This is a genomic window from Bartonella sp. SL320 (assembly GCF_059687635.1).
In genome coordinates, this window is record NZ_CM185143.1 from 1553622 (window position 1) to 1567691 (window position 14070).

At 37.8% G+C, this 14070-nt stretch carries 11 protein-coding genes; all 11 read right to left on the bottom strand.

Annotation, left to right across the window (positions count from 1 at the left end; genetic code table 11):
• Window positions 1–440 precede the first annotated feature (440 nt).
• The 11 genes from AC6ER8_RS06405 to AC6ER8_RS06455 all read right to left on the bottom strand — a co-directional run bounded on the left by AC6ER8_RS06405 (window position 441) and on the right by AC6ER8_RS06455 (window position 13924).
• Complete coding sequence (locus AC6ER8_RS06405) at window positions 441–3365, bottom strand: bifunctional [glutamine synthetase] adenylyltransferase/[glutamine synthetase]-adenylyl-L-tyrosine phosphorylase (protein WP_497077886.1); 2925 nt, start codon at window positions 3363–3365, stop codon at window positions 441–443.
• 97 nt (window positions 3366–3462) lie between these two features.
• Window positions 3463–4845 (bottom strand): sensor histidine kinase, encoded by a 1383-nt coding sequence (locus AC6ER8_RS06410; RefSeq protein ID WP_497077887.1) that lies wholly within the window; start codon window positions 4843–4845, stop codon window positions 3463–3465.
• The gene (locus tag AC6ER8_RS06415; RefSeq protein WP_497077888.1) at window positions 4842–5528 is read right to left on the bottom strand and encodes a winged helix-turn-helix domain-containing protein; all 687 of its coding nucleotides are present in this window, start codon (window positions 5526–5528) and stop codon (window positions 4842–4844) included. The genes AC6ER8_RS06410 and AC6ER8_RS06415 overlap by 4 nt, the downstream gene beginning before the upstream one ends.
• 81 nt (window positions 5529–5609) lie before the next feature.
• The gene (locus AC6ER8_RS06420; protein ID WP_497077889.1) at window positions 5610–7121 is read right to left on the bottom strand and encodes a Do family serine endopeptidase; all 1512 of its coding nucleotides are present in this window, start codon (window positions 7119–7121) and stop codon (window positions 5610–5612) included.
• Window positions 7122–7307: 186 nt separating this feature from the next.
• Complete coding sequence (locus AC6ER8_RS06425) at window positions 7308–7763, bottom strand: cytochrome c-type biogenesis protein (protein ID WP_497077890.1); 456 nt, start codon at window positions 7761–7763, stop codon at window positions 7308–7310.
• Window position 7764: 1 nt separating this feature from the next.
• Window positions 7765–9744 carry a heme lyase CcmF/NrfE family subunit gene (locus tag AC6ER8_RS06430; RefSeq protein WP_497077891.1) on the bottom strand — a complete coding sequence of 660 codons (1980 nt, stop codon included), beginning with the start codon at window positions 9742–9744 and terminating at the stop codon, window positions 7765–7767.
• Window positions 9745–9751: 7 nt separating this feature from the next.
• The gene (gene ccmE, locus AC6ER8_RS06435; protein WP_497077892.1) at window positions 9752–10231 is read right to left on the bottom strand and encodes a cytochrome c maturation protein CcmE; all 480 of its coding nucleotides are present in this window, start codon (window positions 10229–10231) and stop codon (window positions 9752–9754) included.
• Between the two features lie 273 nt (window positions 10232–10504).
• Entirely contained in the window at window positions 10505–11293 is a 789-nt protein-coding gene (locus AC6ER8_RS06440) for a tetratricopeptide repeat protein (RefSeq protein WP_497077893.1), read from the bottom strand.
• Window positions 11294–11582: 289 nt separating this feature from the next.
• Window positions 11583–13001 carry an ATP-binding protein gene (locus AC6ER8_RS06445; RefSeq protein WP_497077894.1) on the bottom strand — a complete coding sequence of 473 codons (1419 nt, stop codon included), beginning with the start codon at window positions 12999–13001 and terminating at the stop codon, window positions 11583–11585.
• Window positions 12998–13666 (bottom strand): response regulator transcription factor, encoded by a 669-nt coding sequence (locus AC6ER8_RS06450; RefSeq protein WP_497079654.1) that lies wholly within the window; start codon window positions 13664–13666, stop codon window positions 12998–13000. Before AC6ER8_RS06450 ends, AC6ER8_RS06445 begins: the two co-directional genes overlap by 4 nt.
• A 21-nt stretch (window positions 13667–13687) precedes the next feature.
• Entirely contained in the window at window positions 13688–13924 is a 237-nt protein-coding gene (locus tag AC6ER8_RS06455; RefSeq protein WP_497077895.1) for a hypothetical protein, read from the bottom strand.
• Between the last annotated feature and the right edge of the window lie 146 nt (window positions 13925–14070).

Here is a 14070-nt window from a genome sequence, read left to right on the forward strand (position 1 = left end):
AGTCATAACCTTTATAATAGTTTATCTAAATCTATGCGATAAAAGCACTCTGGCACATATCCCTATGTTGAAGATCTCTCAATTTATAAATGTATCTGGTATACTGATGCTTAATAAATGAGCTATGCTTTTACATACCCATGAGCTAAGGCTCATGAAACGAGTATCATTCACTAAAAGGATGTCACTGCATCATTATTTCATTTTTTTGTATAAAGAATAATGCCTAGGATAAGCTCATTTAACAGAAAAGTTCTTTCATCATACTTGAGAAGCTAATAGAAAAAAACTTTCATTCTCCAAAGCTCTTCAATGTATAATAAGATATCAAAATTAATATATAAAAATGGAATGAGCAGTTTTTATCATTCTATAATATCTGTTTATGTTTTATCTAAAAATCACATTCAATGCTTTCATAAAATTATTATAAAATGTATTTAATGTTTCATAATTTTTGTAAAAATTGAACAGATTGACTGCCCAGTTTCTGCAATTAGTTTTTCAACACGAAGCAAATCAGGCTCTCCAACGCTGTTTAACAAAAGATCACTTAAACCAGGTGGCATATCATTGGGATCAAGAGGATCATTTAAGCAAAGCCGTATAATTTGACTCAAATTTGTATAGAGATCATAGGCATAATGTAAATCAGCAATACATGACTGATGAAGAAAACTGTTCGGTAACTGATCTAAAATATCCGCTGTCGTTGCTCCAATTTTAAACTCAATGACATGCGTAATAAGAGCAAATTGAGCAATAAACTCCAAATCCATAATGCCACCAGACATCGTTTTAAAATCCCATTGATTTTTTGGCGGCTTTTCTTTTGCAATCAAAGAGCGCATGTCACATACGTCTTTTGCAACTTCATTTTTATTCCGAGAAAGTGCAATAATTGCACACACTTCATTTTCTAGCTTTTGTAAAAAATCAGGATCTCCTGCTATGCCTCGAGCCCTTGTTAAAGCAAGATATTCCCATATCCAGGCTTGTTGGCGATAATATTTTTTAAAAAATGGAAAAGAAACAGCAACAGGGCCTTTATTGCCCAAGGGTCGTAATCTTAAATCAACAGCATAAAGAACACCTTGGCTTGTAAGTGTGGATAAAGCAGAAACAAGGCGCTGTGCTAAACGCGTATAATATTGAGAGATGTAAAGAGGTTTTTCTCCATCAGATATTTCTGCATCATCATCGTGTTCATAAACCAAAATGATATCAACATCCGAACCCGCCGTTAATTCACGACTTCCAAGCTTCCCCATGCCTAAGATGCCAACACGTCCCCCTTTAATACGACCATGAAGACGAAAAAATTCCTCTTGAACGGCAGCAAATGTTTTTGTGATCATAAGGTCAGCAAGTGCAGTAAAAGCAAATCCAGCTCTTTCTCCTGTAATTGTACCATTTAAAATTCGAATACCAATCAAAAAACGTTGTTCATCCGCAAAAATCCTTAAATGGTCGAGAGTTTCTTCATAAGAAAGAACATCTTCAAGAAAATATTCAAGCCGTTTTTCTAAATAGGTTTTTGTCGGTAATTCTGAAAGAATATTGGGGTCTAACATTCCATCAAAAACATGGGACCTGCGTGTAATAATTTCCGCAAGACGTGGAGCAGCTCCCATAATTAGGACAAGCATATTTAAAAGAGAGGGATTAGACTGCAAAAGACTAAAAAGCTGAATTCCTGAAGGCAGTCCTTGTAAAAAACTATCAAAACGCAACATCGCCTCATCTGCTCGTTTTGTTGCACCAAAGGCTTTTAAAAGAGCTGGTGTTAATTCCGTTAACCTCTCACGTGCTTCAGCTGATTGCGTTGCTTTATAACGACCACAATGGAGTGTGCGCATAATACGACAAATATCACTCGCTCTTTCAAAACCTAAACGGCTTAATGTTATTAATGTCTCCGGATCATCTTCTTCACCTGTAAAAACTAAATTGCCAGTTTCTAAACCAAGTTCTTGTTCATTCTCAAACAGTGCTGCATAGTGTTTTTCAACAGTCTGAAGTGTTTTTAATAAATCACGGATAAAAATGCACTTGTCGTGATAACCCATTAAATAAGCAACACGCGTGAATTGAGAAATATCATTTGGAAGAAGATGCGTTTGTTCATCCGCAAGCATCTGAATACGATGTTCAACATTTCTTAGAAAAGCATAACTTTTTATAAGACTATCTCTCGTTTTCTCACTAATCCAACCAAGCGTGTGAAGTTCTGTTAACATTGCAACTGTCTGACGCCCACGTAATTGAGGAAAACGTCCACCAGCAATGAGCTGTTGTGTCTGAACAAAAAACTCAATTTCACGAATACCACCACGACCTAACTTTATGTTATGGCCATAAGCTGCAATTTGACCATAACTTCTATGCGCATGAATTTGACGTTTGATCGAATGAATATCAGCAATCGCAGCATAATCTAAATATTTTCGCCACACGTAGGGAAAAAGCTCTTTAAGAAAGTTAAAACCTGCTCTTTTATCGCCAGCAACGGGACGTGCTTTAATCATAGCGGCTCGTTCCCAATTTTGTCCACGCCCTTCGTAATAACGCAAGGCAGTCCTTACTGGTAAGGCCAAAGGTGTCGATCCTGGATCTGGACGAAGACGAAAATCAAGGCGAAAAACATATCCTTCCGCAGTGCGTTCTTGAATGATACGGATTAATCGACGAACCATTTTAGAAAATATGTCGACACTTTCAGAAAGATTACCAATATGAGGAGACGTTTCATCAATGAGAACAATAAGATCAATATCAGAAGAATAATTAAGTTCCCCTGCTCCTAATTTTCCCATCCCTAAAATAATTAAACCACAGTCTTTTTCTGGATTTTCAAGACTCAGCAAATTGATCTTACCATGATTATGTGCTTCTCTTAAGAGAAAACGCAATGCTACACCTAATGCAGCTTCACCCAAGCGTGTCAACCAAGCACATGAAACTTCGTAAGTAAAAAGACCACTCAAATCAGCTAATGCAATGAGAACATGCGCTTCTCGTTTTTTGCGTCTTAAAGCAGCCATCAATGAAGTTTCATTGATCTGTTCATTTTTATCAATAACCATAATATCATCGATAATTTCACTCAATCTTGTTTCTATATCAACATGCAACAAAGGACTAAGATATGATGGATTACTAATTAAAACCTCACGCAAAAAAGGAGATAAGGTCAACACTGCACGGATAAAATCAATCTGTGTTCCATTCTCTAAAATGGCGGAAATAAGCGGCTCTAAACCTTCTTTCCTTGCTTGTTCTTCCATATCTTTTAACCATTGGGAACCACTTTCATTGAGAGGGCATAAAGGGAGAAGCTGTGTTTTAAAAAAAGCTTGTTTCATCTGATCTCCCTTGAAAAGCATTTTGCCTTCCTTTCTATTGCAATTATACTTTTAAAATAGTCGTTACGGATAAAAAGAAAAAAGTGAAAAAATATCTTTAAGGAAATAACAAAACAGCCCGAAGCCCTGGATTGGCATTTTCAAGTAATAGTTCACCCCCGTGCAGCTTCATCACTGCTTTTGCTATACTTAAACCAATCCCAAAACCAGGTTGTGTACGGCTTTCTTCAAGACGAACAAAGCGCTCTGTGACTTTTTCACGTTTGTCCTCTGCTATTCCTGGACCATTATCGCTTACAACAACTAATAAATGTTCATCACGATATTCCATTGATAATAAAACCTTCGCCTTTCCTTCATCTTTAGAGGCATATTTAATCGCATTGTCGATAAGATTAAAAATTGTTTGTGCAATAAGCTCACGATTTAATTTAAGTTCTTTATCAAAGATATTTCCTAACTGAAGTAAAACACCTGACTCTTCAGCAAAAGGTTCGTAAAGCTCAACAGCATCTTCAAGGATAAGTTTCATATTCATCATCTCAAGATGCTCAATTGCACTGCTCGCTTCGATGCGTGAAATCATTAAAATCGCATTAAACGTACGAATAAGTTGGTCTGATTCAGCAATAACACTCTCAAGGACCTGACGATATTCAAGCTTTGTCTTGTCTCCCGAAAGCGCCTCTTCAGCACGATTTCTAAGACGCGTTAACGGTGTTTTCAGATCATGAGCAATATTATCTGATACTTGACGCAAACCAATATTTAACTCTTCAATGCGGTCTAACATAACATTCAGATTTGTTGATAATCGATCAAACTCATCTCCTACCCCAGAAACCGGTAAACGCCCACTGAAATCACCATCCATCAAGCGCCGTGATGCTGCTGTGACCTGATCAATCCTTTGTAAAGCTCTCCTGCCAACAAAAAACCATATAAGTAAAGCGCCTCCCACCATTGCCGCAAGTGCAATGATCACAGCCTTACGAATAACTGCTGCAAAACGTTCTGGTTCATCTAAATCCCGTCCTATAAGAATCTTCATAGCATTAGGCAAATCAACAATAACTGCCAAAGCGCGATGTTCACTTGTTTTTCCGTGTTCTCCAAAACGGGAATACAAAAAAGAGGTAGAAATAAAACCACTCTGATTTAAAAGACCTAATTCAATCCGTGCGACATTTCCTGCTAGAATGCGTCCCATAGGGTCTGTGACAAGATAAAGAAATGCCCCTGGTTGTCTTGAACGATAATCTATCGTGCGCATTAATAGGGACAGTCCCCCATAATTATAAGCATTTTCAATATACTTTAATTCTTCATGTAAAGCCTGTTCAGTTTGCTCTGTTAACAACGAAGCAGAAAATGCCGTCATATAAATAGAAAGGCCTGTTGCCACCAATCCAAACAATAAAATATAAAGTGCTGAAAGCCTTAGCGCTGTCGTGCGCATTATATTAATCAAACGATTCATGCTTTGTTATCTGGTGCTTTCAGCATATATCCAGCACCACGCACAGTATGGAGAAGGGGAACATCAAAATCTTTTTCAATTTTGGCTCTTAAACGAGAAATATGGACATCAATGACATTCGTTTGTGGATCAAAATGATAATCCCAAACATTTTCCAACAGCATCGTACGTGTAACAACCTGCCCCGCATAACGCATTAAATACTCCAGTAAACGAAACTCTCGTGGTTGCAATATGATGTTTTTATGCCCCCGTTTTACTGTATGAGCTAATCGATCAAGCTCAAGATTGCTTACACAATACACAGTTTCTGCCTCTTTAGGATTCTTCCGCCGTTGTAAGACTTCAACACGCGCAAGAAGTTCGGAAAAAGCATACGGCTTTGTCAAATAATCATCCGCCCCTGCACGCAACCCCGTTACACGATCATTAACTTGCCCTAAAGCCGACAGAACAAGAACCGGCGTTTCATGACCTTTAGCACGCAATTCAGAAATAATAGAAAGACCATCGCGATGTAAAAGCATTCGGTCAACAACCATAACATCATAATTTTCTGTTTCTGCTAAAGCGTATCCAGTATCACCATCATAAGCAACATCAACGGAATGTCCGACCTCCAAAAAAGCTTTTTCGAGATAACGTCCTGTCTCACGATCATCTTCGATAACGAGTATTTTCATAAAACGCATCTCCATTATTTTTATAAAATTGTATTGTAGGACAGAAATCTACAAAATCTCTGTCCCACTCATAATAAAATACTATTTTTTAAAAATTGGAAGAGCAACAAAACGATTTTGATCATTTGTTCGCACTTGTAGGAGTATAGCTTTTCGCCCTAATTTTTGGGCATTCTTAATGACATCAGTAATATCAGAGGTTTTTTTAACCGGTTTATTATTCACTGTCACAATGATATCGCCAGGACGTATCCCTTTATCAGCAGCATCTGAATCGGTATCAACATCCGTTACGACCACCCCTACCCCATCATCAGAAGGAATAACAATCAAACCATAATCTTCCAATGTTTCATCTAAGTCACCGTGTCCATTTGAAGACTTTGCCCCCTCTTTCTTACTTTCATCTTCAGACATCGAAGTAAGTTTGACCTTTACACTCTCCTCCTTACCTGATCTCCAAATCCCTATAGTGACTGTTTCTCCTGGCTTCGTATTTGCAATACGTCTCGCAAGCTCACGCGCATCAGCAATTTTTTCATTATTTACCGAAATAATGACATCACCAACCTTAATACCAGCCTTTTCTGCGGGTCCTTTTAACGGATCAGTCACCAAAGCACCTTTGGCTTCTTTCAAACCTATTGAATCGGAAATCTCTTTTGTTACGGGCTGAATCTGAACACCTAGCCAACCACGTTGAACGGAACCTTTTTCGATAAGTTGTTGTACAACCTGTTTTACAGTCGCTGCCGGAATAGCAAAAGCGATCCCCACATTTCCTCCAGAAGGAGAAAAAATTGCTGTATTAACCCCTACAACCTTTCCATTAAGATCGAATGTTGGACCACCAGAGTTTCCTCTATTAACAGCCGCATCAATCTGAATAAAATCATCATAAACACCCGTGCCAATATCGCGTCCACGTGCCGAAACAATCCCTGCTGTTACAGTTCCACCAAGACCAAATGGATTACCAATAGCAACAACCCAATCTCCAACACGAAGCTTTGAATCATCACCAAAATCAACATAGGAAAATTTTCTTTTATCATTTACTTTTAGGACTGCAAGATCGGTTTTAGGATCTTTTCCAATGAGCTTTGCATTCAATTCTGTACCATCATCTAGAACAATAGTATAACTTGTCCCATCAAAAATCACATGATCATTGGTCACAATGTAACCATCAGATGAAATAAAAAATCCCGATCCCAAAGCGACAGGACGGAGTCTTTGTGAATGATGGGGAAATTTATTTTTAGGCTTATCAAAATCATAAAACTCTCTAAAAAGCCTTTTTAAAGGATGTTGATCTGGTAATTGATCAATCCCTGGACCACTAAAAAAGTTGCTAAAGAACCAATCTTCTTTCTTTTTATTGCTCTTTACTTGCACTGCAACAACCGCTGGCTTTACTTGCGCAACGATATCTGCAAATCCCTGTTGTTGCACCAACGAAGTAAATACAGAACTTGCATGAGCCTTTGTCGTCCATAAGCTTGATGTACATCCACTAAAAAACAGCGCACTCTCCAATGCTGCGGAAAAACTTACTGCGACAAATGTTTTAAAGAAAGTTTTTTTTAACATTTACTCTATGCTCCTATTCAATCATATTCCTATCCCAATCTGATTATTTATAAAATACCAGACCTTACCGTTTTCTGTCTAAATTATTAAAGTTTTGTAAGATTTCAGTATTCTCCAATATAATTACAATAAGATTGAATGTTCATTTCAGGTGCGCTAAACTTCTCCCTTTATGGAATATCTCTTTTAATGCAACGGCGTTTTTAACTGTTTTTTCTCCGTTGCCTTTACAATCATCATTTTCTCACGCTTATACTGTTTTAACTGGAAAAATATGACACTTGCACCAATGATGATAATAATTAAAGGCGAAAACCATAACAACCAAGTTGTTTTATTCAAGGGTGGTTTTAAGAGAATAAATTCACCATATCGCTCAACAAGAAAGTCAATCACTTGCTGATTGCTATAGCCCATTTTTAGTTTTTCCCGAATTAAAAGCCGTAAATCACGTGCTAGAGAAGCATCTGAATCATCAATTGATTGATTTTGACAAACAGGACAACGTAAACGCGATGAAATATCGCGCGCGCGCATTTCAAGGACTGTATCCTTTAAAATCTCATCTGGTTCCACGGCTATCGCTAATCGAAAAGAAAATGTTGTGATTAAAAAAAATAAAACCCAAAGATTTTTTTTCATCTCAATGTCTCCTCCCTAAATTTAAAGCAAGCAATACCCTCTTATAGGCTCCAGTGCGAAACCAATACCCTAGAAGAGAAAGACATCCTCCCACAGCCATCATGAATGCCCCTAACCAAACGCATATTATATAAGGTTTCCACCATATATGCACAACAAGCCCCCGATTATCGAGATGTCCGGGCACAATATAGAGCTGCGATAAACCATGATTTTGAAGACCAACTTCCGTTGTTGATGTATTTTGGCTTGAATAAAATCGCTTAGAGGCTGTTACATGACCCACGATTTTTTGATTTTCATATATTTTAAAATAAAACGCCATTGCCGAATAATTCGAACCGAAACTGTCCTGCACGGCATCAAAATGAAGCGTTTTATCGGCTATCTTTACCCGCTCTCCTATGGTCATGATTAAAATACGTTCTTGCCCGAAACTTGCCACACAAATGATACCAAATAATGTAACACCTAATCCCATATGTGCCATGGTTGCACCAAAAATAGACCATGGTAATCCAAGAAATCTCTTAACGCGCACAAAAAAAGCTCTCTTGCCATATCCACTCCTTCCCCACAGATCCGCTAAACTACCTAAAAAAACGAATGATGAGAGCCCAATACCTAAAACTGCAAGAATGTCGCGCACAGATGCCGCATAAAATAATATAAAACAGACGATAGCAACCAAGAAAAAAACAAACCACAAACGTTCAAAAACTGCGAGAACATCACCGCGTTTCCATGCCATCATTGACCCAAATGGAACAAGCAACAACAATAAAAGCATGAGCGGTCCACAGGTCAGGTTAAAAAAAGCAGCCCCTACAGAAATTTTTTGTCCTGTTAACATCTCAATAAAATAAGGATAGAGCGTACCAATCAATACTGTTGCGGTTATTGTTATCAGTAATAAGTTATTTAAAACAATAAACCCTTCACGCGAAATTGGTTGAAAAAATCTTTCTGTTTTTAAAAGAGGAATACGCAAAGCAAAAAGAAGAAAAGCCGCTCCCGTAAAGAAAAATAAAAGTGCAAGAATGGCTTGTCCCCGTGTTGGATCAACAGCAAAACTGTGAACAGAAACTAACAGTCCCGAACGCACAAGAAAAGTTCCCATCAAGGAAAGGGAAAAAGTAAGCAATGCTAAAAATAAAGTCCAACTTTTCAATATTTCTCGTTTTTCGAGAACAAGAGTAGAATGTAAAAGAGCTGTTCCTGAAAGCCAAGGCATAAATGAAACATTTTCAACGGGATCCCAGAACCAATAGCCTCCCCATCCTAATTCATAATAAGCCCAATAGGAGCCAACCATAATCCCCAATGTTAAAAAACACCAAGAAAGTAAAAGCCAAGGACGAATCCAACGTGCCCAAATTTTATCAATATGCCCCCTAATTAATGCCGCAACAGCAAAAGAAAAACAAAGTGAAAAGCCAACATAACCTAAATAAAGGAGTGGGGGATGAATTGCCAATGCAATATCTTGTAAAAGAGGATTGAGATCATTGCCCTGCAACGCTGGCGGATTCACACGTAAAAATGGATTGGATATAAAAAGAATAAATAAGAGAAAAGCGCTTGTAATCCAACTTTGGCAAATTAAAACAAGCGCCTTAAAATCTACTGGCAAATGTTGACTAAAGAAAGCCATCAGCGCACTAAAAAAAGAAAGATTTAAAACCCATAATAACATGGAGCCTTCATGATTGCCCCAAAGGCCCGTGATTTTATAGAGCATCGGTTTTTCTGAATGAGAATTCTCAACAACATTCAAGACAGAAAAATCAGATACAACATGCGCGTAAATCATCACGAAAAAAGATAAGAGCAATAATGTGAAAGTGATATAGGTTAGAGGGATCACTGTTTGCATTAACAAACGCTCTTGCCTCCAAAAACCGAAAGCAGGTAAGAAAGCTCCTAATAAGCTTACGGCAAATGCTGCAGCTAAAAAAATATGACCCAGTTCGACAAGCACAATCGAATTATTTCTCCACACTGTAATGTTTTTTCAAGCGATCAGCGGTTTCTTTAGGCCTATAAGTTGCATCATGTTTTGCTAAAATACGCGTTCCTATAAAAAAACCCTGTTTATCGAAATGCCCTTCTACAATCACCCCCTGACCTTCACGAAAAAGATCCGGTAAGGTCCCCTTGAAAATTACTTTTTCATGTTTTTTGTTATCCGTTACAAAGAACATAATGCCACTCTCCCCCACATATTGAACGGTCCCTTTTTCAACAAAGCCCCCCAAACGCAAAGGGCGCCCCGTTAAAATATCTTCTCTCGTAACTTCAGAGGGCATTCTAAAAAAACTGACCGCATGACGCATTGCATACAGAATAAGATTTGCCGCAATTGCCATAACCAAACAACACAATACGATGATCAGTAAGCGCTTTTTTTTTCGCTGCTTTAAAACAAGCTTCAATGAAGCAGAATTTTTTAAAGGTTGATTGTTCATAGACACTCTGCGAAAAAAATTTGAAATAAGTTATATAAGCATCCATATTTTACTTTTTTAAGAGCTTTGCATATCTTCTCCGTAGGTGCAACTTTTTATCCAGTACCTCACCTCTGCCCAACACGCTTATTGATACCTTTATTCCTTTTTTAGTTTTTACACCAATTTTTATTTAATCTATAATGACTTGTGCCACGCTCTTGACATTCTTCCTTTTTGTTTTTCAACTCCCTCTACCTATGTTTTCCATTTCTAAGATAATCATTGCGCTTGTCATTCTAACTTGCTTTTCTCTATCTCGATTGGCAGCGCCCCCTTTGTCTGTTTACTTTCTGAAGCTCGTAATTGAATCATCATTTTTTCAACCCGTGAACGTCCTGCAAAATTTTCAGGCATTGTATCAAGAAAGCTTTGTAAAAACTGCACTGCTTTTGCTGTTTTTCCAGCTTGATGAAATGCATCAGCTAACAATAGGCGCGGATAAAAATCTGTTGGCGCTAAATCTGCTGCTTTTTGAAAAGCACTTTGTGCCTCTCGCGTGATTACTCCCCCTTCATAACCAACCAATGCTAAACCATATCCTACAAGCCTTGGCGCTGTTTCTCCATTCAAACGAAGTGCATCTAAATAAGTATTCACAGCTTCTTGAAAATGACTTTCTTCGAGATACCCTACCGCTAACGCATCGGCTAACTTGCCATCATGAGGGGAACGGAAAAAAAGCACTTGTAGACGAACAAGCCTTTCTTGCTTACTAAGAGTTTTAGGATTTTTATCCATTAATTCGCTAAAAAAATAACTTTTCACTTCTGGATTGCCTGTCAGCCCATAGATGCTCCAAGTCATAAGAAGAACAAAAAAAATACTTAAAGTTTTAAGAATATTTCTTTTTTTATAATGCCTATAAAGCTTATGAGCCTCAACCATAGGCAGATGACTTTTATAACCGTCTATGATTTGAATTTGCCACTTTTTCTTTATTCCATCATCAAAACGGAGTGAAAAAAAAAGAATAGCTGCCAGAAAAATAAGAAAAAATGCTGCAAAAATGAGTAAAAGCATATCATTTTTTTCCAATACGACCAGAAGATAACCCGCTGACCCTGTTATCCTTTTCATGAGAAGAATGATGTAAAATAATTAAAATTTATCTTTTTATAAAAAACATCGAAAAATCTATTGTTCATTTCTCTCATATAGATCACTTTTATCAATAAAATAAAAATAAGGCTTTATTTTCTATTTTGATTATGAATACCGATCTTCTGAAAGACCTCCCTCCTTTATTTGTATGGTCTAAACATTTCTTTACAAAAAATTTATAGACATCTACGGATTAAGGAGAAATACGTTATTCTCCCATTTTGGGTAATAAGACTTTTGTACACAATCCCCCCAAGACAGAACGCGATAAAAAGAGATGACCACCATATTCATTGACCATATCTGAAACAATTGCTAACCCTAAACCTGTTCCCGGCTTACTTTCATCAAACCGCCGCCCTCTTTTTAACGCTTCATCAATTTTATCTTCTGTTAAACCAGGACCATCATCTTCAACAAGGATACTAAAATATTTTTCTTCTTCAATATTTTCTTCTAAACAACAAGAGATCAATACATGTTCGCGAGACCACTGAGTAGCATTTTCAAGCAAATTCCCTACAATTTCTTCTAAGTCTTCCTTCTCTCCAGAAAAAACAATATCATCAGCATCCATAATAAATTCAATTTGTTTTTCGGGATTAAGCTTTTTCATAACCCGTATTAGACGATCAATCACACTGCGAACAGATGTATGATAGACAATACTATCGCATTGTGCTGCAATTCGCGCCCGCTGAAGATAATGATTGATTTGAGCTTGCATTATTTGCGTTTGCTCTCTCAACAAATCAGCCTTTCCTCCGCGCATCTTATCTGTCTCATTCATAACCACAGACAAAGGTGTTTTCAATGAATGCGCAAGATTACCAACCTGTGTACGAAATCGCTCAATAATACGCTGGTTATTCTTAATGAGAGCATTCATCTCTTGGACAAGCGGCATGACTTCGCTAACGAGATCGGTATTGACATAGTGAACTCGTCCTTCTCGAATATTATTCAATGCGCGTTGAATAAGCTTCAATGGTTGAAAACTAAAGAAAATAATCGCAATATTAATCAGAACACTCCCAAGACCAAAACTCCAAAGAAAAATTTGCAAAGTTTTCTTAAATTCCTTTACTTGGGCATGTGCTTCATCAATATTCCCAACAAGCCGAAAACGTGCAATATGATTTTTATTATCAAGAACAACATCACTCTCGATCACTTGTAGCTTTTGACCATTATTTCCCTTTATCCGATAAGAGCGAAAGAATTTATTATCAAAAGGTATATCGACATCGTTGGGGGTAAAAATCTCTCCTGTTCCCAATGAGGGGGAGGTCAATCTTCCTTTCAAATTATGGGATATGGCCACCACTTCCCAATACCATCCCGTTGTTGAATCAGCATAACGAATGTCATCAATTCCAGCCCCTCCACTCAAAATGCCTTCCGGTGACACTGTCACTGTTGCAATCAAACTGTAGAGTTGAGCAGAAAGAATACGCTCCAAGCTCTCTTCAGTTGAACGCTTATAAAATAAAATACTCACTGCAGAAATTGATAAAAGAGAAATAACAATCCATAATGTTGACAAGATCATAACCCGTAAACTGAGCGATCGTGTAATGACAAAAAAGAGCCTCTGAAACCAATTATCCTCTTTGAAAACATTCATTCATCACCTAGCGTTTTTACGCGATACCCCATTCCTCGAATGGTCTCAATCAAATCCACGCCAAGCTTTCTCCGTAACCGCCCTACAAAAACTTCCACCGTATTTGAATCCTTATCAAAATCCTGATCATAAAGATGCTCCGTTAGCTCTGTTCTTGAAATGACTCTGTCACAATGATGCATGAGATACGAAAGAAGTCTAAACTCATAAGATGTTAGTTTAATGGGTTGACCATCCACAAAAACACGAGATGTCTTGGTATCTAACAAAACATTTCCACAACATAAGGCACTGGTCGCATGTCCTGCAGAGCGACGAATTAGCGCCCGCAAGCGCGCCATTACTTCCTCCAAATGAAATGGCTTTACAACATAATCGTCAGCCCCTGCATCAATACCAAGCACCTTATCAGACCAACGATCCCGTGCCGTTAACATTAAAACCGGCATGGTGCGCCCTTCTTGACGCCATTTTTCAACAATACGAACACCATCAATCTGCGGCAAACCTATATCAAGTATCACCGCGTCATAAGCCTCTGTGCTGCCTAAAAAATAAGCCTCTTCCCCATCAAAAGCACTATCGGAAACATATCCTGCTTGTTTTACTGCTTCTGCTAACTGATGATGAAGATTCCGATCATCTTCAACGATTAAGATACGCATCACGAAACCAGCTGCCAAATGCTAATCGGCGGGAACAACAACTTCAACACGGCGCAACTTTTCACCATTACGAGCCGGGACAACAAACACAATCGCACACATATCCCTTCCATCCTGAGCAACCGCTTTTGAACGAACAAGAACCCCATCCTCTTGGGCTGCAACCCTCTTGCCTACCTCAACACACCCCGCAGCTAAAACAGAATCAGCTCCTAAAAAAGCTGTTATTATCAGAAACAAGAAAACTTTTTTCATCATAGACATCTCAATAATCTATCTTCTTAATCTTCTAAAGGATAAAAAAAATAATGTTTTTTTTGGGGATCAATTTAAAAATGACAAATGGAAAATCCTTCATCCTCCAGAATAACACATTCATATTACTCCAAATTTTTAAAAATTAA